Raw genomic sequence first — 24268 nt, forward strand, 5'->3', positions numbered from 1 at the left:
TGAGTCTTCTCGGGTCCGGCAACCGAAGGTATCGGGCATGAGCGCTGCGCCGGGCCGCCCCAAGCAAGCTCGCACCGCAGTGCGAAGCACGGAGGTATTCCAATGAGCGGTGCGGTCGATCAATTGCTGGCACGTCTTACCAAAGAAGACGCCGTGCTGGTGCGCGTGGAATCCACGCAGGGCTCGGCACCGCGCGAAGCCGGCACCTGGATGGCGGTGTGGGCCGATGCGCTCACCGCCACCATCGGCGGCGGGCAGCTCGAGTTTCAGGCGACGCAGGAGGCGCGCGAGCTGCTGGCTGGCAAGCGCGCCGTCGACGGCGTCCAGCGCTATCCGCTGGGTCCCAGCCTGGGCCAATGCTGCGGCGGTGTGATGTTCCTCTCGTACCAGCGCATCACCGCCGCCGATGCACCCGCATTGCAACGCGAACTGGTCGCGCAACTCAAGCCCGTGGCGCTGTTCGGCGGCGGGCACGTGGGCGCGGCGCTCGCCCGATTGCTCGCCGCGCTGCCGTTCTCGGTGCGCTGGATCGACAGCCGCGACGGCGTCTTCCCCGACGCGCTCCCCGCGCAGATCGACACCGAGCATTCCGAGCCCGTGCAGGACGCCGTGGCCGCGCTCGCGCCGGGCAGCCGCGTGCTGATCATGAGCTTCAGCCATGCGGAAGACCTGGACATCGTCATCGCCTGCCTCAAGCGCTTGCGCGCGCGCGATGACCTGCCCTACATCGGCCTCATCGGCAGCAAGACCAAGTGGGCCACGTTCAGCCACCGGCTCGAAGCCCGCGGCTTCACGGCCGACGAACTGGCCCGCATCACCTGCCCGATCGGCGTGCCCGGCATCACCGGCAAGGAGCCCGAGGTGATCGCGGTCGCGGTGGCGGCACAGTTGTTGCAATCGCTGGGCTGATGCCTGGCGTTCTGAGATGGCTGAGCCGTTCACGCTGAGCCTGTCGAAGCGCCGCGCAAGGCTTCGACAAGCTCAGCCCGAACGGTCGTCAACGGTCTCGCATAAAAAAGCATCCCGCCCCTTGCCAAAACTGTATACACTTTCGGTCCACAACAAGCCGCAGCGGAGCGAGGCCCATTTCATGGAGCCTGCGTTCGCGGCACTTTCTCTGCTTACAGCGCCCGCAGTGGTGAGCAGGCTGAAACCCCGTCTCGGCGTCCTCACGCGCCGACCGGGTAATGCAGATGTGAAGGAACCGTAGCGAGCGACCCGCGGTCGCGTCGAGGACCGGAACCGTACTCCCGTACGGTGAGGACCGCAGATGCGAGATCGGGGCGCGCAGTAGGTTCATTCACATCTGATGAGAGAGCACATGGAAAGCTATTACCTCGACTGGGCCAACCTGCTGCTGCGCTGGGTTCACGTCATCACCGCCATCGCCTGGATCGGCGCCTCCTTCTACTTCGTGATGCTGGACAACAGCCTCGAGAAGCCGCAGGACCAGGAGTCGCTCGACAAGGGCGTGGGCGGCGAGCAGTGGGCGGTGCACGGCGGCGGCTTCTACAACATGCAGAAGTACGCGCTGGCGCCCAAGAAGCTGCCGGACCACCTGCACTGGTCGTACTGGGAGAGCTATTCCACCTGGATCACCGGGTTCGCGCTCTTCACCATGTCCTACCTGTGGAACGCGAGCACCTACCTCATCGACAAGTCGAAGATGGACTGGCAGCCCGGCGCCGCCATCGCCGTGGCGCTGGCCTTCTTCGTGGTGTTCTGGATGGTCTACGACGGCATCTGCCAGATCTTCGGGCGCCGCAAGAACGGCGACACCATCGTCGGCGTGCTGATCGCGGTCTTCATCGTGTTCGCGACCTGGCTGGCCTGCCAGTGGTTCGCCGGCCGCGCGGCCTTCCTGCTGGTGGGCGCCATGATGGCCACCACGATGAGCGGCAACGTGTTCTTCTGGATCATCCCGGGCCAGCGCAAGAACGTGGCGGCCCTGCGCGAAGGCAGGCCGGTCGACCCGGTGCACGGCCAGCGCGGCAAGCAGCGCAGCGTGCACAACACCTACTTCACGCTGCCGGTGCTGTTCGCGATGCTGAGCAACCACTACAGCTTTACCTACACCCACAAGTACAACTGGGTGGTGCTGCTGCTGATCATGCTCGGCGGCGCGGCCATCCGGCAGTTCTTCGTGGTGCGCCACCGCTTCAAGCTCGGCAACGCGGGCAACCCGCTGCCCTACGCGATGGTGGGCATCGCGGTGCTGGGCCTCACCATCGTCTGGATGAAGCCCGAGCCGGCCGCAGCCCCCGTGGCTGCCGCGGCGGCGCCCGCGGTGGCATATGCGGACGTGAAGAAGGTGCTGGAGCAGCGCTGCTTCATGTGCCACGGCGCGGCCGTGCAGATGAAGAACGTGCGCGTCGACACGCCCGACCAGGTGGCCGCGCATGCGCAGGCCATCTACCAGCAGGTGGTGGTCACCAAGATCATGCCGATGAACAATTCGACCGGCATCACCGACGATGAGCGCGCATTGATCAGCCGCTGGTTCCAGGCCGGCGCCAAGACCACGGCAAACTAGACCGCGGTCAAGAAGGCGGGGCATCGGCCCCCGCACAATGGCCGGATGGAGACAACAAGCAAGCCATGACCGCATCGAACTTGTCCTTCGGGCCCGTGCCCGATCCGCGCGAAGCGCCCCGCGCCTTTCTCGAACACCTGTACCGCGTGGCGGTGGACCGCGCGCTGCCGCTGTCCACGCTGGGCGCCCACCTGCCCAAGCCGCCCAAGGGACGCACGCTGGTGCTCGGCGCGGGCAAGGCAGGCGGCTCGATGGTGCAGGCGCTCGAAGCCCTGTGGCCGGCCGATGCGCCGCTCTCGGGTCTCGTCGTCACCCGCTACGACCACATTCCGCCGCGTCCCGAAGGCGTGCCGCAGCGCATCGAGCTTGTCGAGGCCGCGCACCCCGTGCCCGACGCGGCCGGGCAGCAGGCGGCCGAGCGCATGCTGGCGCTCACGCAGGGCCTCACGGCCGACGACCTGGTGCTGTGCCTGATCTCCGGCGGCGGCTCCTCGCTGCTGGTGCTGCCGGCCGAAGGCTTCACGTTGGCCGACAAGCAGCGCATCAACAAGCAACTGCTCGACAGCGGCGCCGGCATCGGCGAGATGAACTGCGTGCGCAAGCACCTTTCGCGCATCAAGGGCGGCCGGCTGGCTGCCGCCTGCGCCCCGGCGCGCGTGGTCACGCTCACCATCAGCGACGTGCCGGGCGACGACGCGGCCGTCATCGCCAGCGGCCCCACGGTGCCCGATGCGACGACGTGCGCCGATGCGCTGGCCATCCTCGACCGCTACGGCATCGAGGTGCCCGCGCCCGTGCGCGCCCAACTCCAAAGCGGCGAGCTCGAAACGCCCAAGCCCGACGACAAGGCTTTCACCGGCCACGAGACCCACATGATCGCCACGCCCCAGCAGTCGCTCGAAGCGGCGGCCCAGGCGGCGCGCGAAGCGGGCATCGAGGCGCACATCCTCAGCGACGAGATCGAAGGCGAATCGCGCGAAGTCGGCAAGGTGCACGCCGCGCTGGCTCGCGCCGTGGCGCACCGCGGCCAGCCGTTCGCCCGGCCCTGCGTCATTCTTTCGGGCGGCGAGACCACGGTCACGATCCGCCCGCGCCAGCCGGGCCAGGCCAAGGGCCGGGGCGGGCGGGCCGGCGAGTTCTGCATGGGCCTGGCCGGTGCGCTCATGGGCCAGTCGCAGGTCTGGGCGCTGGCCGCCGACACCGACGGCATCGACGGCGTGGAAGACAACGCCGGTGCCTTCGTCACGCCCGACACCCTCGCGCGCGCCACGGCGCAGGGCAGAAAGCTGTCCGATCACCTCGACCGCAACGACGCCTACGGCTACTTCGATGCCATCGGCGACCTGTTCGTGACGGGGCCGACGAACACCAACGTCAACGATTTCCGGGCGCTGCTGATCCTGTAGCCAGGCGAAAAGGGCGATTTCCGGGCCCCGGCGACATTTGTGAACTCGGGTTAATCTATGCACCCGGCGGCACTTTGCCGCCGCTGTCGCATGCGCACCTCCGGTGCCGCGCCGCGCACACCCAGATTTCCCCTTTTCATCATCCAGTCCCCGAAGGAAAAGTTCGCCATGACCGTCACCTACACCGACACCCGCCTGCTGATCGACAACGAATGGGTCGACGCCACCGGCGGCAAGACGCTGGACGTCGTGAACCCCGCCACCGGCAAGGTCATCGGCAAGGTGGCGCATGCCAGCATCGCCGACCTGGACCGCGCCCTGGCTGCCGCCCAACGCGGCTTCGACAAATGGCGCAACACCCCGGCCAACGAGCGTGCCGCCGTCATGCGCCGCGCCGCCGGCCTCATCCGCGAACGCGCGGGCGACATCGCCAAGCTGCTGACGCAAGAGCAGGGCAAGCCGCTGGCCGAAGCCAAGGGCGAAACCCTGGCTGCCGCCGACATCATCGAATGGTTCGCTGACGAAGGCCGTCGCGTCTACGGCCGCATCGTGCCCTCGCGCAACCTGGCCGCGCAGCAACTCGTGCTGAAGGAGCCGCTGGGCCCCGTCGCCGCGTTCACGCCCTGGAACTTCCCGATCAACCAGATCGTGCGCAAGCTCGGCGCAGCCCTCGCCACCGGCTGCTCGTTCCTGGTGAAGGCGCCTGAAGAAACCCCGGCATCGCCCGCCGCGCTGCTGCAGGCCTTTGTCGACGCCGGCATTCCGCCCGGCACCGTGGGCCTGGTGTTCGGCAACCCGGCTGAAATCTCGAACTACCTGATCGCCCACCCGATCATCCGCAAGGTCACCTTCACCGGCTCGACCCCGGTCGGCAAGCAGCTGGCCGCACTGGCCGGCTCGCACATGAAGCGCGTCACGATGGAACTGGGCGGCCACGCACCGGTGATCGTCGCCGAAGACGCCGACGTGGCGCTGGCCGTCAAGGCCGCCGGTGCCGCCAAGTTCCGCAACGCGGGCCAGGTCTGCATCTCGCCCACGCGCTTCCTGGTGCACAACAGCCTGCGCGAAGAATTCGCGCGCACGCTGGTCAAGTACACCGAAGGCCTGAAACTCGGCGACGGCCTGGCCGAAGGCACGACCATCGGCCCGCTGGCCAACGCACGCCGCCTCACGGCCATGGCCCATGTGCTGGACGATGCGCGCAAGAAGGGCGCCACCGTGGCGGCAGGCGGCGAACGCATTGGCGACACCGGCAACTTCTTCGCACCCACCGTGCTGACCGACGTGCCGCTGGACGCCGACGTGTTCAACAACGAACCCTTCGGCCCCATCGCCGCCATCCGCGGCTTCGACACGCTCGAAGAAGCGATTGCCGAAGCCAACCGCCTGCCGTTCGGCCTGGCCGGCTATGCCTTCACCAAGTCGATCAAGAGCGCGCACCTGCTGAGCCAGAAGCTCGAACTGGGCATGCTGTGGATCAACCAGCCCGCCACCCCGTCGCCCGAAATGCCGTTCGGCGGCGTGAAGGATTCGGGCTACGGTTCGGAAGGCGGCCCGGAGGCGCTCGAGGCTTATCTCAACACCAAGGCCGTCTCGATCCTCGGCGTTTAATCAGTCCTCGGCGCTGGCGTTCCAGAAAGCTTGCTGGACGCCGGCCAGCGCTTCGAGTTCTGCAATCACCTGGTCGAGTTCCAAGGGCTCGACCGCGGTGGCATACAGCGTCGCCTCGATCTCCGTGTCGGCCGGCCCGAAGGCGTGCTGGTCGACATCGCGCACCGGGTAGTTCGCGGCTTCGAGCAAGAGCAGGAGCTGGTCCATCACCTCGGGCCGCGACGCGCGCGAGCAGATCACTCGCACTGTGTAGGTCGCCTCGCTCGATTCTTCGTTGATCGGCCGGCGGTTGATGCGATTGACCACTGGCAGCAGCAGCGTGTTGCTGGCCAGCACGAACAGCGCGGCAATCGTCGCCTCGCCGATCAGGTCCGCCCCCGCGCAGGCTCCCACCGCCGCCGACCCCCACAGCGTGGCCGCCGTGTTCAGTCCGGTGATGTTGGTGCCTTCCTTCATGATCGCGCCCGCCCCCAGGAAGCCGATGCCCGAGACCACGTAGGCCGCCACATGCACGGCCCCGTCGTGGCCGTGCAGGCGATTCGCCATGTCCACGAACACAGCCGCACCCACGGCCACGAGCGTGTTGGTGCGCAGGCCCGCGGCGCGCTGCCGAATCTGGCGCTCCAGGCCGATCAGTGAGCCGAGGGTGAAGGCGACTGCCACGCTGACGAAGGTGTCGAGCAGCGAAGGCAGGTTGAGGTTTTGAATGGCTTGCATCGGATGTTTTTCAATGGAGAGCACCTGCATTCAATCCGGGGATTGCATGCGCTTGGCGTGTTCGCGCCAAGCCCTTTTCTCGACGGTCCGGATGTTCGGCACCTCCGCGAGATGCGCGAGGTAAGCCGCCAGCAATGGAAGTTCGGCGTCCGACCTGTCACCCAGGAATTCGCACACCGTGACGAGATTGCCGTAGCTCCTCGCGTACTTTGCAGGCGTGTCGTCTACCGCGATGATTGATTCGAGTGGATAGCCCTTGGACTTCAATTTCTGCAGGTTCTTGATCGTTTGATAGCCGCCAGTCGTGAAGTCTCGTGCCGTTGTGCAGCGCGCACTTGACCACATGAATTCCAGCGCACCGTTTGGAAAGATGCGCTCGACAACCTGCGATGCATAGCTTTCTCCCGATGCGGTCCAGACGCCGACCTTGAACTGCGCAAGAACGCTGCTCAAGAAGTCGGCGAGGTGCGGTCGCAAATGAACGCGATACGGCCCCACGCGGAAATCCTCGTCGTGCGAGAGCGCGCTCTCGGTGGCGTGGATCAGCGTTTCATCGAGGTCCAGCACCAAGAGTTTGCGGGGCTTGGGTGTCACATGCATGTCGGAAGGCCTCCCATCGGGAGCGCAAGCATATTTGAGGTCGATGGACGGGGCGCGTGTTCAGTGCGTTACTCCCACCATCAGCGTGAGCGCTTCACACGCCCTGAACAAGAGCTCACTGCCACCCATACCGCCGCGCATACCACCCCTTCACCGTCTGCGTCAGCACCGCATACCCCACCAGCATCGCGACCAGCCACGGGAAGTAAGCCAGCGGCAGCGCCTCCAGCTTGAAGTAGTGCGCGAGCGGCCCCATCGGCAGCCAGATGCCCACCGCCGCAATGGCGGCGCCCATAGCCAGCAGCGGCCAGGCCGCGCGGCTTTGCAGGAACGGGATTTTGCGGGTGCGGATCAGGTGCACGATCAGCGTCTGCGACAGCAGACCCTCGATGAACCAGCCCGACTGGAACAGCGTCTGGTGCGCCACCGTGTTGGCCGAGAACACGAACCACATCACCGTGTAGGTCAGCAGGTCGAACACCGAGCTCAGCGGCCCGAAGAACACCATGAAGCGCCCCAGGTCGGCCGGGTTCCAGCTTTGCGGGCTCTTGAGGAACTCCTCGTCCACGTTGTCGAACGGAATCGCGATCTGCGACACGTCGTACAGCAGGTTCTGCACCAGGAAATGCAGCGGCAGCATCGGCAGGAAGGGCAGGAACGCGCTCGCCACCAGAACTGAAAACACATTACCGAAGTTCGAGCTCGCGGTGAGCTTGATGTACTTGAGCATGTTGGCAAAGGTGCGGCGGCCCTCCACCACGCCCTGCTCCAGCACCATCAGGCTCTTTTCCAGCAGGATGATGTCCGCCGACTCCTTGGCCACGTCCACCGCGCCGTCCACCGAGATGCCGATGTCCGCGGCGCGCAGCGCGGGCGCGTCGTTGATGCCGTCGCCCATGAAGCCCACCACATGCCCGTTGGCATGCAGCGCATGCACGATGCGCTCCTTGTGCGCGGGCGTGAGCTTGGCGAACACCTGGTGCTGCTCGACCAGCACGCGCAGTTCGTCGTCGCGCAGGTCTTCGATGTCGCGGCCCAGAACGATCTGGCCGGCCTCGATGCCCACGTCGCCGCACACCTTGCGCGTGACCAGTTCGTTGTCGCCCGTGAGCACCTTCACCGCCACGCCGTGCTCCGCCAGCGCGCGCAGCGCGGGCGCGGTCGATTCCTTCGGCGGATCCAGAAAGGCCACGTACCCCAGCAGCGTGAGCCCCGATTCATCGGCCACGCTGTAGGCGGGCTTGCGTGCGTCGGCGGCCAGCGCACGGCTGGCCACGGCCACCACGCGCAGGCCCTGTTCGTTGAGCTCCGACGCCACGCGGTGGATGCGCGCGAGCAGTTCGGCATCGAGCGTCAGCACCTCGGCGCCGCGTTCCACCGACGTGCACACCGACAGGATTTCTTCCAGCGCGCCCTTGCAGATCAGGAGGTGCTCGCTGTTACCGTTCTCCACCACCACCGACATGCGGCGGCGCGAGAAATCGAAGGGCACTTCGTCGACCTTGCGATAAGCCGTCTGCAGTCGCGTCTCGGGCTGCATCTCGGCGTGGTTGAGCACCGCCTTGTCGAGCAGGTTCTTCAATCCGGTCTGGTGAAAGCTGTTGAGGTAGGCCAGCCGCAGCACAGGGTTGGAGGCCTCGCCCCAGGCGTTGGTGTGGCGCTCGAGCACGATGCGGTCCTGCGTCAGCGTGCCGGTCTTGTCGGTGCACAGCACGTCCATGGCGCCGAAGTTGTGAATCGCCTCGAGCCGCTTGACGATCACCTTCTGGCGCGACATCACGACCGCGCCCTTGGCCAGCGTGGCGGTCACGATCATCGGCAGCATCTCGGGCGTGAGGCCCACCGCGATCGACAGCGCGAACAGCGCCGCTTCCCACCAGTCGCCCTTGGACACGCCGTTGATCACCAGCACCAGCGGCGCCATCACCAGCATGAAGCGGATCAGCACCCAGCTCACGCGGTTGATGCCGGCCTGGAAGGCGCTGGTGCCGCGGTCGGTGGCGGTCACGCGCTGCGCGAGGGCGCCGAAGAAGGTGCGATCGCCGGTGTGCACGATCAGCGCGGTGGCGGTGCCGCTCACCACGTTGGTGCCCATGAAGAGCAGGTTCTCGCGTTCGAGCACGCCCGCTTCATGGTCGCCGCGGTCGACGGCGAACTTCTCGACCGGCATGGCTTCGCCCGTGAGCGCCGACTGGCTGATGAACAGGTCCTTGGCGGTGAGCACGCGGCAGTCGGCCGGGATCATGTCGCCGGCCGACAGCGCGATCACCTCGCCCGGCACCAGGTCGCGCATCGGCACTTCCACGCGCACAGTGCCCGCATGCGTGGTGTCGAAGCCCTCGTCACCCGCGGTGCCGGCCTTGCGCCCCGGCGCGGGCCGCAGCACGGTGGCGGTGTTGCTCACCATCGCCTTGAGGCGCTCGGCGGCCTTGTTGGAGCGCGACTCCTGCAGGAAGCGCAGCACCGTCGACAGCACCACCATGCTGCCGATGACCAGCGTGGCCTTCATGTCTTCGGTCACGTACGACACCAGCGCCAGCACCGTCAGCAGCAGGTTGAACGGATTGCGGTAGCACTGCCACAGGTGCGACCACCAGGGCAGCGGCTGCTCGTGGCGCACCTCGTTGCTGCCCAGCCGCTTGCGCAGCACCTGCGCATGGCCTTCGCTCAGGCCGCGGGGCGAACTGTCGAGCTTGAGGAGCAGCTCGCCGGCATCGGTGCGCGATGCGGTGGCCAGGGCCTTGGCGATGTCGGGCGGCATGCTGGCCGAGGCGATGCCGACGGGCTTCGAACCCAGCAGTGTCTGCCAGCGTTCGAAGTGATGCAGCATGTGACGGCTGCGCAGGAAGCTCTCGAAAAAGGATTTCAGGACGTTCTTCATTTTTTTCTCCTTCGCGACGCAGGCCGTGAAGAAGAGAAGAACGCCCGCGCGTCGATCGATCAATCAATCAATCAGACGTGCGAGTCCCTCTGCAGCACGGCGCGCTGCACTGTGGCAATCGACAGAAGCGGATGGGGCGCGCAGGGCGCCGACAAGGGGCTGGGTCCATGAGAGGCCTCCTTCGTGAGTGCGGACTGGCCTTCAGCGTTGCGCGGCGCGCGGCGGCTGATCGAGCAGCAGGAAGAAGCTGCGGATGCGGCGCGTGGTCCAGAGCGCGGCGGCCCGGTCCAGCGTTTCGTTTTCGACGTCCTGCGCCGTGACGGCGGCGCGCGCAGGCTCGTGCGCCACCGGGCGCACGGGTTGCTGCATCGGCTGCTGTTGCTGCTGCCGCGGCTGACGGGTTTGAAACTGACGCATGACAAGGCTCCTTCGTGTTGAAGGGCCTCGTGCATGGGCACGCCCAGCTGACTGAAAAAGTCAGTGACGAAGAACGACGGAATTCGGGAGGGGAGAACCGCTTGCCGAGAAAGCAAGGGGGTCACGCTGCGTGCACGACGGCCACAGCGCGCAAGAGCCTGCGCTAGAGGGCCGGATGTGTCACGCCTGCCGAGGCACGCGTCTTGTCACTGATCCAACTGGCACTGTCCACGCACGGGGCTCCGAAGTAAATATGAACCGATTGTTGCACCGCATCACGAGGAGCGTCAACCTTCGAGGCCATCTCCCGCGGTGTCATCATGGTCCTTATTGCCTCGTTGTTGCGATTCCGCCTCGGATGGCGTTCCAGGCTTTCAAACTGCTTTCATTCAATGACTCAAACCTCGGTTCTCTTCGTCTGCACCGGCAACATTTGCCGCTCGCCCACGGCCCACGCACTGTTGCTGCACAAGGCCCGCATCGCGGACTTGCCCGTCGATGTCGACAGCGCCGCCATTTCCGACGAGGAGCGCGGCAACCCGCCCGACCGGCGCTCGGTGGCCGAGGTTCGCCGGCGCGGTATCGAGATGCCCGCGCATGCCGCGCGTCAGGTTCGCGTGTCCGATTTCCAGCGTTTCGACTGGATCGTGGGCATGACCGCGCAGCACTGCGCGTCATTGCGCCGGCTCGCGCCCGCGGGCACGGCCCACAAGGTGCACATGCTCACCGCCTTCTCGCAGGGCGACGAAGGCGATGTGCCCGACCCGTGGTACGGCGGCCAGCAGGGCTTTGTCGATGTCTTCGACCTGATCGATCGCGGCGTCGAGGGCCTGCTCGCGACGCTGGCCGCCTCGACCGGATCCTCCGCTACCAGCGCACGCGCACGCCCACCGACGCGTTGACCGAGCTCTTCACCCGCGCCGCGCCGCCCGAGGCCCAGAGCTTGCCGAGTTCGCCGTAGATCGCGGTGCGTTCGCCCACCGCGAGCGTGATGCCGCCGGCCGCTTCGGTGCTGGTCGATCCCGTTTCGCTGCGGATGGCGGTGCTGCCGCCCAGGCTCAGGAACTGCGCCACGTCCGCGCCGCCGGAAGCGTGGAACACGTTGATGCGGCCATAGGGCTGCAGCGTGCCGGCGCCGGTGGCGATCTCGCCCTTGATGCGCACGCCCGCGCGCACGATGAGGCCGTCGTTCGAGTCCTGCGTGACCCGCGCGCCGGAGATGCCCGCGTCGTCCATGCGCAGGCTCTGGTGGATGAGCTGCAGTTGCGGCTCGACGGTCCAGCCGCTGCCGATGCCGAAGGCCTTGCCCACCTCGAGCGAAGCCAACAGGCTCCTGCCCTTGCCCGAACTGGCGAAGCTCGCGATCGGCTGCACGCTGTAGCGGTGCTCGCCGGCCTGCAGCACGGCGTCGGCATGCCAGCCGCTGTCGCCGCTCCACGTGATGTAGGCGCCGATGTAGCGGCTGCGCAGGTCGTTGGTGCCTGCATCCAGTCCCTGGACGCCACGGGCGAAGCCGCTCACGCGGATGTTGCCCTCCAGCTGGCCGACGTAGACGCCGGCGCGCCAGTTCGCGTCAGCCCACAGGTCGGTGCCGGCCTGGAAGCCGTTCAGGCGCCCGTCGCTGCGCGCGTTCGCGGTGCCGCGCTGGCTCACGTCGATGTCGGTGCTGATCACGCGGCCCCAGGCGCGGCGGCCGCGCGGGGCGGTGCCTTCGAGGCTTTTCACGCGCACATGTGGGGGCCGTGCGTCAGAGGAGCGAACCTAAGTAATCCGCGGTTTTTGGAATTTCAGAATAAAGATTTCCATTGCGCCGAACAGGGTGATGCAATGGCGCCACTTATTCGCAAAGCGCGCGAATGCTCGGTGGAATCGCAACCGCCCGAATCCCGCCTCCCTCGCGCTTCGCCGCAAAGATCCGCACCTCTTCGCATTCAAGAATCAGGTCGTCTCCCCGCGTCACCCGGTAGGTCTGCACGAAGCTCTTGTCGCGCCATTCGGTGATGCGCACCGCGATCTGCAGCGTGTCGCCGTAGCTCGCGGCCTTGACGAAGCGCGTGTGCGTGTCGACCAGCGGCGTGCCGATCACGCCCAGCGACTGCGCGGTTTCTTCCCAGCGCGGCACGCCGCATTCGGCAAAGTAGTGGCGAGAGGCCGCGTCGATCCATCGAAAGAAGTTGGGAAACCAGACGATGCCTGCCGGATCGCAGTCGCCGAATTCGACGCGGGCGGTGTAGACGACCTGCCTGCCGCCGTTGCTGTCGCCGGTCGTGCTGTGGGTGCTGCTGTTGTTCATCGGCCCATTCTCGTTGGCTGCCGCCGCGCCATCTTCCGCAGCCGAGGTCGACCCCGGCAACCGCTGGTTGCGGCAGGTGATCACCGCGTTGTTCTCGGAAGGCTGATGAAAAGGTACGCGCTCCGGGGCGCGTTCTTTTTACGCGGTGCGCGCGTTTAACACGCGGCTGAATTCCCCTGCAAGCACGACGCCAAGTTGCTGCGCCGCAACATGCTTTTGGTTTGCCTGACGTGCGAAATACGATGAAAGCCTTCGATTCCTGAAGCCGCGATTCAGATCGCAATCCAGGATGAAATCTTTTGCGTTCAAAGATTTTCACGGCGCGAATTCACGTCAAAAAGCGTCACTGAAATCATTGCAACCACTTGTACATTGGTTCGGCAATGTGAACGGATTTTGCCGCGAACCACCAGCGTTTTTTGTTTGAACGGCGGGTGCGCCGCGTGTCCATTTCACGCGCACAGGCATCGTTTGCCGATTCATTCAAGACCTGGAGAAGTGCATGAGTACCGTCGATCAGCAAAGCCGCACAGCGCCCCTTACCTTGGGTCAGATGGCGATGTGGCTGGGGGCCAGGTTCGCATCGCCCGACACCAACTTCAACCTGGCCGAAGCCATCGATATCCACGGTCCCATCGAGCCCGCGATCTTTCTTGCAGCCATGCGGCAGGTGGCCGACGAGGCCGAGGCCACGCGGCTGAGTTTCATCGACACGGCACACGGGCCGCGGCAGGTCGTGGCGCCGGTTTTCACCGGTGAGATTCCCTACCTCGACCTGAGCGGGCAGGCCGATCCGCACGCCGAGGCCGAGCGCTGGATGCGCGCCGACTTCAGCCGCAACATCGATCTCGCGAACGGGCAGCTGTGGCTGTCCGCGCTGATCCGCCTCGCGCCCGATCGCCACATCTGGTACCACCGCAGCCACCACATCGTGCTCGACGGTTTTGGCGGCGGCCTCATTGCGCGCCGCTTTGCGGACGTCTACACCGCCATGGCCGCCGGCAACGCCACGGTGCCCGAAGAATCGCGCCTCGCACTCATCGCGCAACTGGCCGAGGAAGAGAACGCGTACCGCGAGTCCGGCCGCTTTCCGCGTGACCGCCAGTACTGGAGCGAGCGCTTCGCCGATGCGCCCGATCCGCTGAGCCTGGCATCGCGCCGCTCGGTCAACATCGGTGGGCTGCTGCGCCAGACGGTGCACCTGCCTGCCGCCAGTGTGCAGGCGCTCCAAGGCATTGCAGAGGCGCTGGGCAGCACGCTGCCGCAGATCCTGATCGCCACCACCGCGGCGTACCTCTACCGCGCCACCGGCATCGAGGACATGGCCATCGGCATTCCCGTGACCGCGCGCCACAACGACCGCATGCGCCGCGTGCCGGCGATGGTGGCCAATGCGCTGCCGCTGCGCCTCGCGATGCGTGCGGACCTGCCGGTGCCGGAGCTGATCCGCGAAGTGGGTCGGCAGATGCGGCAGATCCTTCGGCACCAGTCGTACCGCTACGAGCACCTGCGCAGCGACCTCAACATGCTGGTGAACAACCGGCAACTCTTCACCACCGTGGTCAACGTCGAGCCCTTCGACTATGACTTCCGCTTCGCGGGCCATGCCGCCAGGCCGCGCAATCTCTCGAACGGCACTGCCGAAGACCTGGGCATCTTCCTGTACGAGCGCGGCAACGGGCAGGACCTGCAGATCGATTTCGACGCCAACCCTGCGGTGCACACCGCCGAGGAACTGGCCGATCACCAGCGCCGTTTGATCGCCTTCATCGACGCCGTGATCGCGCACCCGGAGCAGGCCATCGGCCACATCGACCTTCTCGGCGCCGAAGAGCGCGAGCAACTGCTGGTGACGTGGAACGACACGGCCCATGCGGTGCCCGATACCCATCTCACCGCGTTGATCGAAACGCAACTCGCAGCCAACCCGCAGGCCATCGCCTTGCGCTTCGACGGCGAGGCGATGCGCAACGGCGAACTCAACCGCCGCGCCAACCGCCTCGCACACCTGCTGCGCGCACGCGGCGCAGGCCCCGAGCGCACCGTGGCGCTGGCGATCCCGCGCTCGATGGACCTGATGGTCGCCTTGCTCGCCACGCTGAAGACCGGCGCCTCGTACCTGCCGGTCGACCCCGATTTCCCGCAGGACCGCATCGCCTTCATGCTCGGCGATGCGCAGCCGGTGTGCCTTGTCACCACCGAAGCACTCGCGGAGTCGCTGCCGAAAACCGCCCCGACATTGCTGCTCGATGAAGCGCAATCGATTGCGGATCTGGGGAGTTGCGACGACACCGATCCCGGAATCGCCATCGACCCTTCGCACCCGGCCTACGTGATCTACACCTCGGGCTCCACGGGGATGCCCAAGGGCGCGGTCGTGTCGCACCGCGCCATCGTCAACCGCCTGCGCTGGATGCAGGACCGCTACGGCCTTCAGCCAGACGACCGTGTGCTGCAGAAGACGCCGTCCAGCTTCGACGTGTCGGTGTGGGAGTTCTTCTGGCCGCTGATCGACGGCGCCACGCTGGTGCTCGCGAAGCCGGGCGGCCACAAGGATGCGGCGTACCTTGCGAGCCTGATCGCGGAAGAGGGCATCACCACGATCCACTTCGTGCCGTCGATGCTCGAGGTCTTCCTGCTCGAACCTACGGCTGGCGCATGCACCACGCTGCGTCGCGTGATCTGCAGCGGCGAGGCTTTGTCGCCAGCGCTGCAGTCGCAGTTTCAGGAGCGCCTGTCGTGCGAACTGCACAACCTCTACGGGCCGACCGAAGCCGCCGTCGACGTCACCGCGTGGGAGTGCGAGCGCACGGACGATGCGCAAGCCACGAGCGTTCCCATCGGCCGACCGATCTGGAACACGCAGATGCACGTGCTCGACAGCGGCATGCAGCCCGTGCCGGCCGGCGTGACCGGCGAGCTGTACATCGCAGGCGTCGGCCTTGCACGCGGCTATCTCAAGCGCCCGCTGCTGAGCGCCGAGCGTTTCATCGCCAACCCCTACGGCGCACCCGGCAGCCGCATGTACCGCAGCGGCGACCTCGCACGCTGGCGCAAGGACGGCAGCCTCGACTACCTCGGACGCGTCGACCAGCAGGTGAAGATCCGCGGCCTGCGCATCGAGCCGGGCGAGATCGAGTCGGCGCTGCTGCAGCACCCGCAGATCGCGCAGGCCGCGGTGATTGCGCGCGAAGACGTGCCGGGCGAGAAGCGTCTGGTGGCCTACGTTGTCGCGGCCGATGCGGCCGATCCGCAGGCGGCCGAACTGCGCACGCACCTGGCGCTATCGCTGCCCGAGTACATGGTGCCCTCGGCCTTCGTGAGCCTTCCGTCGCTGCCGCTGGGTCCAAGCGGCAAGCTCGACCGCAAGGCTCTGCCGCCACCCGAAATGCAGGCCGCCACGCGCTACGCCGCGCCGCGTACGCCCACCGAGAAGATCCTCGCCGGCCTCTGGGCGGAGACGCTGCACCTGCCGCGCGTCGGCGTCAACGACAACTTCTTCGAGCTCGGCGGCCACTCGCTGATGATCGTGCAGCTGATGTCGATGATCCGCCAGCAATTCATGATCGACCTGCCGGTCGATACGCTGTTCCAGGTCTCCACCATCGCCGGCCTCGCCGAGCTGCTCGACCAGGAATCGGTCGCACGCCCGAGCCTCGTGCCGATGCCGCGCCCCGCGCGCATTCCGTTGTCCTTCGCGCAGCGTCGCCTGTGGCTGATGAACCAGCTCGAAGGCGCGAACCCGGCCTACAACATGCCGCTGGCCTTGCGCCTTTCGGGCGTGCTCGATCGTGCCGCGCTGCATGCCGCGCTCGGCGACCTGGTGCAGCGGCACGAGAGCCTGCGCACGGTTTACCCGAACGAAGACGGGCTGCCGTACCAGCACATCCTCGATGGCACGGATGCGCGCCCGGCTGTGATCGAAGCCGACAGCAGCGAAGAAGACATCGCCGCGCAGCTTCATGCGGCAGCGGGCCACGCCTTCGACCTCGGCAATGCAGCGCCGCTGCGCGTCTACCTGTTCAAGCTCGCGGCCGACGAGCATGTGCTGCTGCTGCTCACGCACCACATCGCCGGTGACGGCGCCTCGCTGCTGCCGCTGGCGCGCGACCTCAGCGTGGCCTACGCGGCCCGCTGCGAAGGCAAGGCACCGGGCTGGGAGCCGCTGCCGCTGCAATACGCCGACTACGCGCTGTGGCAGCGGGAACTGCTGGGCAGCGAAGACGATGCCGACAGCATGGCCGGCCGCCAGCGTGCGTTCTGGCGTTCAGCCTTGAGCGACCTGCCCGAGCAGCTCGCCTTGCCGCAGGACCACGCGCGCCCGCTGGTACCCACCTACCGCGGTGACGTGGTGCCGCTGCAGATTCCGCCGCATGTGCATGAGCGCATCCTGCAACTGGCGCGCGACGGGCAAGCCAGCGTGTTCATGGTCCTGCAGGCCGCGCTCGCAGGCTTGCTGAGCCGGCTCGGGGCGGGCGACGACATCGTCATCGGCAGCCCGGTCGCAGGGCGCAGCGACCATGCGCTCGACGAGCTCATCGGCTGCTTCGTCAACACGCTGGTGCTCCGCACCGACACCTCGGGACAGCCGAGCTTGCGCGAGTTGGTCTCGCGTGTGCGTGCCACCAATCTGGCGGCGTATGCGAACCAGGAGTTTCCATACGACCGCCTGGTGGAGCTGCTGCGCCCCGGCCGCTCGCGCGCCAACCTGCCGCTGTTGCAGGTGATGCTGGGCTTCCAGAACACCAGCCGCCTGTCGTTCAGCCTGCCGGGCCTGTCGATCACGCCGCAGCCGGTGGCCATCGACACCGCGAAGTTCGACCTGTCGTTCATCCTCGGCGAGCAGCGCGGCGCCGACGGCTTGCCGGGCGGTATCGCCGGCGGCATCCAGTACAGCACCGACCTGTTCGAGCGCAGCACCGTCGAAGCCATCGGCGCGCGGCTGGTGCGCCTGCTCGAAGAAGCCTGCGATGCGCCCGACGATGCGGTGAGCGGCCTTGCGATCCTGAGCGCCGAGGAAAACCATCGGCTGCTGTCCGAGTGGAGCGGACGTACACGCGACATCGCACCGCGCACGATCGCCGGCATGGTCGCCTTGCACGCAACGAAGCGCCCGCATGCGCCCGCGGTGGTGCTCGACGACTTGGTCGTCAGTTACGCCGAGCTCGATGCGCGCGCCAACCGCCTTTCGCACCTGCTGCGCGCACAGGGCATCGGCGTTGGCGCCATCGTTGCGACGGTGTTGCCGCGTTCGCTCGACCTCATCGTGGCGCACCTGGCCATCGTGAAGACCGGCGCCGCTTACCTGCCCATCGACCCGAACCACATGGCGGCGCGCAGCGCCTTCGTGTTCGCGGAAGCTGCCCCCGCAGCCGTGCTGACCCACGATGCACTGCTGCCCGAGCTGGCCGGCGTCCCCCGCTGCATTGCGCTCGACAGCGACAGCACGGTCGCCGCGCTGGCGATCCAGTCGGACGCCCCGCTCGCGCAAAAGTCCAACGCCCAGGACGCCGCCTACGTCATCTACACCTCCGGCTCCACCGGCGTGCCCAAGGGCGTGGTGGTGCCGCATGCGGGCCTGAGCAGCCTCGGCACGGCGATGGCGGAGCGGCTCGCCATCGGCCATGACTCGCGCGTGCTGCAGTTTTCTTCCAGCGGCTTCGATGCCTCGGTGATGGACCAGCTGATGGCCTTCCACGCCGGCGCCGCGCTGGTGGTGCCCGGTGCGCAGCAACTGCTGGGCTCCGACCTGGCCGAGATGATGGAGCGGCAGGCCGTCAGCCACGCGTTGATTCCTCCCGCCGCGCTCGCAACGCTGCCGCACGGCGAGTTCCCTCATCTGCGGACGCTGGTGGTCGGCGGCGATGCCTGTCCTGCCGCGCTGGCGGCGAAGTGGTCGCGTGGCCGCCGCATGGTCAACGCCTACGGCCCGACCGAGATCACCATCTGCGCGAGCATGAGCACGCCGATGACGGCCGATGCCTCACCCTCCATCGGACAGCCGATCTGGAACACGCGGATGTACGTGCTCGACAGCGCCCTGCAGCCCGTGCCGCCCGGCGTGGCGGGCGAGCTCTACATCGCCGGCAGCGGCGTGGCGCGCGGCTACCTCAGCCGTCCGGCGCTGAGTGCGGAACGCTTCATCGCCGATCCGCACGGTGCGCCCGGCAGCCGCATGTACCGCAGCGGCGACCTCGCGCGCTGGCGGGCCGACGGCACGCTCGACTTCCTCGGCCGCGCCGATCAGCAGGTGAAGATCCGGGGCTTTCGCATCGAGGCGGGCGAGATCGAATCGGTGCTGCTCAAGCACCCGCAGATCACCCAGGCGGCAGTGATCGCCCGCGAAGACGTGCCCGGCGAGAAGCGCCTCGTCGCTTACTTCGTCGCGGTTTCCGACCCGCAGCCGACGGAGCTGCGCGCCCACATGGCGCAGGCCTTGCCCGACTACATGGTGCCCTCGGCCTTCGTTGGACTGCCCTCCTTGCCGCTCACGCAGAGCGGCAAGCTCGACAAGAAGGCGTTGCCCGTGCCCGAGCAGCAAGCCGCCACGCAGTACGTCGAACCCGGCACGCCCACCGAGAAGCTGCTCGCGGCGCTCTGGGCCGAGACGCTGCACATCGAGCGCGTCGGCATCCACGACAACTTCTTCGAGATCGGCGGCCATTCGCTCATGGCCATCCAGCTGGGCATGCGCATCCGCCAACAGGTGCGCGCGGACTTCCCGCATGCCGAGGTCTACAACCGCCCGACGATTGCCGAGCTGGCCGCCTGGCTCGACAACGAAGGCGGCACCGCCGAGGCGCTGGACCTGTCCCGCGAACTCGATTTGCCCGCGCACATCCGACCGCAGGCCACAGCGCCCAAGCTTGCACCGCGCCGCGTGTTCCTCACCGGCGCCAGCGGCTTCGTCGGCAGCCACCTGCTGGCAGCGTTGCTGCGTGACACCACAGCTTGCGTGGTCTGCCATGTGCGCGCGCCCGACGAGCAGGCGGGGGAGCAGCGCCTGAAGCGCACGCTGGCCCAGCGCCAGCTCGGCGCGATCTGGGACGACGCGCGCATCAAGGTCGTGACCGGCGACCTCGGCAAGCCGCACCTGGGCCTGGATGACGCTGCAGTGCAACTTGTACGCGATGGCTGCGATGCCATCTACCACTGCGCCGCGCAGGTGGACTTTCTGCACCCCTACGCGAGCCTCAAGCCCGCGAACGTCGACAGCGTGGTCACGCTGCTCGAATGGACTGCGCAGGGCCGCGCGAAGAGCATGCACTACGTCTCCACGCTGGCCGTGATCGACCAGAACAACAAGGAAGACACCATCACCGAGCAATCGGCGCTGGCTTCGTGGAGTGGGCTGGTCGACGGCTACAGCCAGAGCAAGTGGGTCGGCGATGCGCTGGCCCGCGAGGCGCAGGCGCGGGGCATGCCGGTCGCGATCTACCGGCTCGGCGCCGTCACCGGCGACCACACGCATGCGATCTGCAATGCCGACGACCTGATCTGGCGCGTGGCGCATCTCTATGCCGATCTGGAAGCGATTCCGGACATGGACCTGCCGCTGAACCTCACGCCGGTGGACGACGTGGCGCGCGCCATCCTGGGCCTTGCGGCGCAGCAAGCTTCCTGGGGTCAGGTGTTCCACCTGATGAGCCCGGCGGCGCTGCGGGTGCGCGACATTCCGCACGTCTTCGAGCGCATGGGCATGCGGCTGGAGCCGGTCGGGCTGGAGCCCTGGCTGCAGCGCGCGCATGAAAGGCTCGCGGTGCAGCAAGACCGCGACCTCGCCGCCGTGCTCGCCATCCTCGACCGCTACGACACCACGGCCACGCCGCCGCAGGTGAGCGGCGCGGCCACGCATGCGCAGCTCGAAGCCATCGGCGCGCCGATCCGCCCGGTGGACCGCGACCTGCTTCAGCGCTACTTCGTCGACCTGGGCATAGCCACCAAGGCGCGCCGCGCCCTGGAAACCATCTCTTGAAAGGAGCAAACCGAATGGCACGCTATCTCATCGCCGCAACCGCCTTGCCGGGCCACGTCCTGCCGATGCTGGCCATCGCCCAGCATCTGGTGAGGCAGGGGCACGAGGTGCGGGTGCACACCGCGAGCCAGTTCCGGGCGCAGGCCGAGGCGACCGGTGCGAGCTTCACGCCCTTCGAGCGCGCGATCGACTTCGACTACCGCGACCTGGACAAGCGCTTTCCCGAGCGCCAGCGCATTGCGTCCGCGCATGCGCAGATGTGCTTCGGCCTGAAGCACTTCTTCGCCGATGCCATGGCCGCGCAGCACGCGGGCCTGCAATCGATCCTCGAAGACTTCGAGGCCGATGCCATCCTGGTCGACACGATGTTCTGCGGCACCTTCCCGCTGCTGCTGGGCAAGGAGCGCGATGACCGCCCGGCCATCGTCGGCATCGGCATCTCGGCGCTGCCGCTCTCCAGCTGCGACACCGCCTTCTTCGGCACCGCGCTGCCGCCCTCGTCCACGCCGGAAGGGTGGGTGCGCAACAAGGCGATGAACGCCAACCTCAAGCAGGCGATGTTCGGCGAGGTGCAGCGCCACTTCGACACGCTGCTCGCGCGCTCGGGGTTGCCCGCGCTGCCGGATTTCTTTGTGGATGCGATGGTCAAGCTGCCCGATCTGTACCTGCAGCTCACCGCGCCGTCGTTCGAGTACCCGCGCAGCGACCTGCCGGCGTCAGTGCATTTCGTCGGCCCGCTGCTCTCGCCTGCGAGCCGCGACTTCACGCCGCCCGAGTGGTGGCACGAGCTGGACGACGGCCGCTCGGTCGTGCTGGTGACGCAGGGCACGCTGGCCAACCAGAACCCGGCGCAGCTGATCGGCCCGACGCTGCAGGCGCTGGCGGGCGACAGCAACATCCTCGTCATCGCCACCACCGGCGGCCCGGTGCCGCCCGCGCTGACGATGAACCTGCCCGCTAACGCCCGCGTGGTGCCGTTTTTGCCCTACGACCGGCTGCTGCCCAAGCTGCACGCCATGGTCACCAACGGCGGCTACGGCTCGGTCAACCATGCGCTGAGCCTGGGCGTGCCGCTGGTGGTCGCCGGCACCTCCGAAGAGAAGCCCGAGATCGCCGCGCGCGTGGCCTGGACGGGCGCGGGCATCAACCTCGCCACCGGCCAGCCGAGCGCCCGCCAGGTCGGCGACGCGGTGCGCAAGGTGCTGGGGAACTCCAGCTACCGGCAGCGTGCCGCGGTGTTGCGCGAAGACTTCGCGTGCCACCGCGCGCTCGCCGGCATTGCGGACGCCCTCAAGGCACTTCGGCAAACCTCCGTCGCCGCGGAAATGGCTTGAACTCCACACAAGGAAATCGCAGATGAGCAACCCCTTCGACGACAAGAACGCCAGCTTCCAGGTGCTGGTGAACGACGAGGGCCAGCATTCGCTGTGGCCCGCCTTCATCGCCGTACCCGCCGGCTGGCAGGTGGCGCTGGCGCCGACCGACCGGGACGCTTGCAGCGCCTACATCGAGGCCAACTGGCAGGACATGCGCCCGCGTTCGCTGGTGGCGGCCACGGCGGCTGGCTGACGCCGAGGATGTCCTTCCCGTTCGGTGCCGTCGTCGTCACCTATTTCCCGACCGACGAGCAGGTGGCGAACCTCCATTCGCTGGCCGCCTCGTGCCCGCACCTCTGCGTGGTCGACAACACGCCGCAGGTGGAGGGCTGGCATCCGGCGCTCGTCGATGCGGGCGTCTCGGTGCTGCACAACGGCAACCGCGGTGGCATCGCGGGCGCCTTCAACTGCGGCATCGCCGAACTCGAAGCGCGGGGCGCCGAGCTCTTCTTCCTGCTCGACCAGGATTCGAAGTTGCCGCCCGGCTACTTCGAAGCCATGTGCGAGGCTGCGATGGTGGCCCGGGGCAGGGAAAGTGAGAGCGAGGAAGACGCGGCGTTTCTCGTCGGCCCACTGGTGCACGACACGAACCTGGACGCGCTGATCCCCCAGTTCGGCCTCCAGGGCAAGCGTGTCTACCAGCTCGACCTGCGGCGGCCTTTCACCGAGCCGCTGGTGCGCTGCGCCTTCATGATTTCCTCGGGCTCTTTGATTTCGCGCGGCGCCTGGGCCAAGGTCGGCCGGTTCGACGAGCGCTACGTGATCGACCACGTGGACACCGACTACTGCATGCGCGCCCTCAGCCGCGATGTGCCGCTCTACCTGAACCCGCACGTCGTGCTGCGGCACCAGATCGGCGACATCCAGGCCAGGTCGCTGTTCGGCTGGAAGATCCATTTCATCAACTACCCGGCCGCGCGGCGCTACTACATTGCGCGCAATGCGCTGGACCTCTCGCGGGCGCATGTGCGCGCCTTCCCCGCGATCCTGTTCATCAACGTCTACACGATCAAGCAGATCCTGCCCATGCTGATGTTCGAGCGCGATCGGCTGAAGAAGACCGTCGCGCTGGTGCTCGGCTGCTTCGATGGCCTGTTCGGGCGGCTCGGGGGCCTCGGCGAGGCGCATCCGCGCGTGGGCAAATACCTGATGAGCCGCAGCGATTGACCACTACGCTTCAAGCACCGCGCGTGCGCCGCGCCGCGCTCGCCTTCATCTTCGTGACCGTGCTGATCGATTTCATGGCGTTCGGCCTGATCCTTCCCGGCCTGCCGCACCTGGTGGAGCGGCTGGCCGGCGGCAGCACGGCAACGGCGGCGTACTGGATCGCGGCGTTCGGCACTGCGTTCGCAGTCATTCAGTTCGTGAGCTCGCCGATCCAGGGCGCGTTGTCCGACCGCTTCGGACGGCGGCCGGTGATCCTCTTGTCATGCCTCGGGCTGGGCGTGGATTTCGTGTTCATGGCCCTGGCCGACAGCCTGCCGTGGCTGTTCGTCGGCCGGTTGGTGTCTGGCGTTTTCTCGGCCAGCTTCACCATCGCCAATGCCTACATCGCCGATGTGACGCTGCCGGAGGAACGCGCCCGCAGCTACGGCATCGTGGGCGCGGCGTTCGGCATGGGCCTGGTGTTCGGGCCGGTGCTCGGTGGGCAACTGAGCCACATCGATCCGCGCCTGCCGTTCTGGTTCGCGGCCGGCCTGACGCTGCTCAGCTTCTGCTACGGATGGTTCGTGTTGCCCGAATCGCTGCCGCCCGAGCGGCGAAGCCGGAAGTTCGACTGGTCGCATGCCAACCCGATCGGGTCGCTGGTGCTGCTCAAGCGCTATCCGCAGGTGTTCGGGCTGGCGGCGGTGATCTTCCTCGTCAACCTGGCCCAGTACGTCTATCCCAGCGTGTTCGTGCTGTTCGCCGACTACCGGTATCACTGGAAGGAAGACGCCGTGGGCTGGGTGCTCGGCGCGGTGGGCGTGCTCAGCGTGCTGGTCAATGCGCTGTTGATCGGACCGGGCGTGAAGCGCTTCGGCGAGCGTCGCGCCCTGTTGTTCGGCATGGGCTTCGGCGTGCTCGGCTTCGTCGTCTACGGCTTGGCCGATGCCGGCTGGGTCCTTCTGGCCGCACTGCCGTTCGGCACCTTGCTGGCGTTCGCCGGGCCGGCGGCGCAGGCGCTGGTCACCCGGCAGGTCGGCGCTGCCGAGCAAGGCCGCATCCAGGGCGCGCTGACGAGCCTGGTGTCGGTGGCGGGCATCGTCGGACCCGCGATGTTCGCCGGCAGCTTCGGCTATTTCATCGGCGAAGACGCGCCGGTGCACTTGCCGGGCGCGCCCTTCTTCATCGCCGCGGTGTTCCTCGGCATCGGCACGCTGATCGCGTGGCGCTACGCACAGCCGAAGGCAGCAGCGGCGGCAGCGGTGCCCGAGCCGACCTGATGCGGCGCCCAGGGCCCATGGCCCGGGAATTGC

At 67.3% G+C, this 24268-nt stretch carries 16 protein-coding genes; 10 read left to right on the forward strand and 6 right to left on the reverse strand.

The window, feature by feature from the left end; genetic code table 11:
- Nucleotides 1–102: 102 nt before the first annotated feature.
- From xdhC to ABIC90_RS17090, 4 genes are all read left to right on the forward strand, one after another.
- Entirely contained in the window at nt 103–909 is an 807-nt protein-coding gene (gene xdhC, locus ABIC90_RS17075) for a xanthine dehydrogenase accessory protein XdhC (RefSeq protein WP_354355977.1), read from the forward strand.
- A 412-nt stretch (nt 910–1321) separates the two neighbouring features.
- Nucleotides 1322–2533 (forward strand): urate hydroxylase PuuD, encoded by a 1212-nt coding sequence (locus ABIC90_RS17080; RefSeq protein ID WP_354355979.1) that lies wholly within the window; start codon nt 1322–1324, stop codon nt 2531–2533.
- Nucleotides 2534–2598: 65 nt separating this feature from the next.
- The gene (locus ABIC90_RS17085; protein ID WP_354355981.1) at nt 2599–3939 is read left to right on the forward strand and encodes a glycerate kinase type-2 family protein; all 1341 of its coding nucleotides are present in this window, start codon (nt 2599–2601) and stop codon (nt 3937–3939) included.
- 168 nt (nt 3940–4107) lie between these two features.
- Nucleotides 4108–5550: an NAD-dependent succinate-semialdehyde dehydrogenase gene (locus ABIC90_RS17090; protein ID WP_354355983.1), complete on the forward strand. Its 1443-nt coding sequence runs from the start codon at nt 4108–4110 to the stop codon at nt 5548–5550.
- Here ABIC90_RS17090 and ABIC90_RS17095 read toward each other — a convergent pair whose 3' ends face one another.
- The 4 genes from ABIC90_RS17095 to ABIC90_RS17110 all read right to left on the reverse strand — a co-directional run bounded on the left by ABIC90_RS17095 (nt 5551) and on the right by ABIC90_RS17110 (nt 10165).
- Complete coding sequence (locus ABIC90_RS17095; RefSeq protein WP_354355985.1) at nt 5551–6267, reverse strand: MgtC/SapB family protein; 717 nt, start codon at nt 6265–6267, stop codon at nt 5551–5553.
- A 30-nt stretch (nt 6268–6297) separates the two neighbouring features.
- The gene (locus ABIC90_RS17100) at nt 6298–6867 is read right to left on the reverse strand and encodes an HAD family hydrolase (RefSeq protein WP_354355987.1); all 570 of its coding nucleotides are present in this window, start codon (nt 6865–6867) and stop codon (nt 6298–6300) included.
- A 115-nt stretch (nt 6868–6982) separates the two neighbouring features.
- Nucleotides 6983–9748 (reverse strand): magnesium-translocating P-type ATPase, encoded by a 2766-nt coding sequence (mgtA, locus tag ABIC90_RS17105; RefSeq protein WP_354355989.1) that lies wholly within the window; start codon nt 9746–9748, stop codon nt 6983–6985.
- A 201-nt stretch (nt 9749–9949) separates the two neighbouring features.
- Nucleotides 9950–10165, reverse strand: a complete 216-nt coding sequence (locus ABIC90_RS17110; protein ID WP_354355991.1) for a hypothetical protein — start codon at nt 10163–10165, stop codon at nt 9950–9952.
- 392 nt (nt 10166–10557) lie between these two features.
- On the opposite strand from ABIC90_RS17110, the gene ABIC90_RS17115 reads away from it, so the two are divergent.
- Complete coding sequence (locus tag ABIC90_RS17115; protein ID WP_354355993.1) at nt 10558–11067, forward strand: low molecular weight protein-tyrosine-phosphatase; 510 nt, start codon at nt 10558–10560, stop codon at nt 11065–11067.
- Here the strand turns inward: ABIC90_RS17115 and ABIC90_RS17120 are convergent.
- Together ABIC90_RS17120 and ABIC90_RS17125 are read right to left on the reverse strand one after the other, a co-directional pair.
- Nucleotides 11033–11896 carry an autotransporter outer membrane beta-barrel domain-containing protein gene (locus ABIC90_RS17120; protein ID WP_354355995.1) on the reverse strand — a complete coding sequence of 288 codons (864 nt, stop codon included), beginning with the start codon at nt 11894–11896 and terminating at the stop codon, nt 11033–11035. The two genes, ABIC90_RS17115 and ABIC90_RS17120, sit on opposite strands and share 35 nt — an antisense overlap.
- A gap of 106 nt (nt 11897–12002) precedes the next feature.
- Nucleotides 12003–12458 (reverse strand): acyl-CoA thioesterase, encoded by a 456-nt coding sequence (locus tag ABIC90_RS17125; RefSeq protein ID WP_354355997.1) that lies wholly within the window; start codon nt 12456–12458, stop codon nt 12003–12005.
- 502 nt (nt 12459–12960) lie between these two features.
- Here ABIC90_RS17125 and ABIC90_RS17130 point away from each other — a divergent pair.
- Genes ABIC90_RS17130 through ABIC90_RS17150 form a run of 5 tightly spaced genes read left to right on the forward strand, consistent with a single transcriptional unit; the run spans nt 12961 to nt 24235 of the window.
- Complete coding sequence (locus ABIC90_RS17130) at nt 12961–20433, forward strand: non-ribosomal peptide synthetase (protein ID WP_354355999.1); 7473 nt, start codon at nt 12961–12963, stop codon at nt 20431–20433.
- Nucleotides 20434–20447: 14 nt separating this feature from the next.
- Complete coding sequence (locus ABIC90_RS17135; RefSeq protein ID WP_354356001.1) at nt 20448–21767, forward strand: glycosyltransferase; 1320 nt, start codon at nt 20448–20450, stop codon at nt 21765–21767.
- Nucleotides 21768–21789: 22 nt separating this feature from the next.
- Complete coding sequence (locus ABIC90_RS17140; RefSeq protein ID WP_307503226.1) at nt 21790–22002, forward strand: MbtH family protein; 213 nt, start codon at nt 21790–21792, stop codon at nt 22000–22002.
- A gap of 8 nt (nt 22003–22010) precedes the next feature.
- Nucleotides 22011–22976, forward strand: a complete 966-nt coding sequence (locus tag ABIC90_RS17145; RefSeq protein WP_354356004.1) for a glycosyltransferase family 2 protein — start codon at nt 22011–22013, stop codon at nt 22974–22976.
- Entirely contained in the window at nt 22973–24235 is a 1263-nt protein-coding gene (locus tag ABIC90_RS17150; RefSeq protein WP_354356006.1) for a TCR/Tet family MFS transporter, read from the forward strand. Before ABIC90_RS17145 ends, ABIC90_RS17150 begins: the two co-directional genes overlap by 4 nt.
- Nucleotides 24236–24268 lie beyond the last annotated feature (33 nt).

Origin of the sequence: Variovorax boronicumulans, from assembly GCF_040544675.1 — a bacterium.
GTDB classification, from domain to species: domain Bacteria; phylum Pseudomonadota; class Gammaproteobacteria; order Burkholderiales; family Burkholderiaceae_C; genus Variovorax; species Variovorax boronicumulans_D.

What these genes read in the sequence shown, in the direction of transcription:
- xdhC (WP_354355977.1), top strand. Translation starts at nt 103, where the DNA reads ATGAGCGGTGCGGTCGATCAATTGCTGGCACGTCTTACCAAAGAAGAC.
- ABIC90_RS17080 (WP_354355979.1), top strand. Translation starts at nt 1,322, where the DNA reads ATGGAAAGCTATTACCTCGACTGGGCCAACCTGCTGCTGCGCTGGGTT.
- ABIC90_RS17085 (WP_354355981.1), top strand. Translation starts at nt 2,599, where the DNA reads ATGACCGCATCGAACTTGTCCTTCGGGCCCGTGCCCGATCCGCGCGAA.
- ABIC90_RS17090 (WP_354355983.1), top strand. Translation starts at nt 4,108, where the DNA reads ATGACCGTCACCTACACCGACACCCGCCTGCTGATCGACAACGAATGG.
- ABIC90_RS17095 (WP_354355985.1), bottom strand. Translation starts at nt 6,267, where the DNA reads ATGCAAGCCATTCAAAACCTCAACCTGCCTTCGCTGCTCGACACCTTC.
- ABIC90_RS17100 (WP_354355987.1), bottom strand. Translation starts at nt 6,867, where the DNA reads ATGCATGTGACACCCAAGCCCCGCAAACTCTTGGTGCTGGACCTCGAT.
- mgtA (WP_354355989.1), bottom strand. Translation starts at nt 9,748, where the DNA reads ATGAAGAACGTCCTGAAATCCTTTTTCGAGAGCTTCCTGCGCAGCCGT.
- ABIC90_RS17110 (WP_354355991.1), bottom strand. Translation starts at nt 10,165, where the DNA reads ATGCGTCAGTTTCAAACCCGTCAGCCGCGGCAGCAGCAACAGCAGCCG.
- ABIC90_RS17115 (WP_354355993.1), top strand. Translation starts at nt 10,558, where the DNA reads ATGACTCAAACCTCGGTTCTCTTCGTCTGCACCGGCAACATTTGCCGC.
- ABIC90_RS17125 (WP_354355997.1), bottom strand. Translation starts at nt 12,458, where the DNA reads ATGAACAACAGCAGCACCCACAGCACGACCGGCGACAGCAACGGCGGC.
- ABIC90_RS17130 (WP_354355999.1), top strand. Translation starts at nt 12,961, where the DNA reads ATGAGTACCGTCGATCAGCAAAGCCGCACAGCGCCCCTTACCTTGGGT.
- ABIC90_RS17135 (WP_354356001.1), top strand. Translation starts at nt 20,448, where the DNA reads ATGGCACGCTATCTCATCGCCGCAACCGCCTTGCCGGGCCACGTCCTG.
- ABIC90_RS17140 (WP_307503226.1), top strand. Translation starts at nt 21,790, where the DNA reads ATGAGCAACCCCTTCGACGACAAGAACGCCAGCTTCCAGGTGCTGGTG.
- ABIC90_RS17145 (WP_354356004.1), top strand. Translation starts at nt 22,011, where the DNA reads ATGTCCTTCCCGTTCGGTGCCGTCGTCGTCACCTATTTCCCGACCGAC.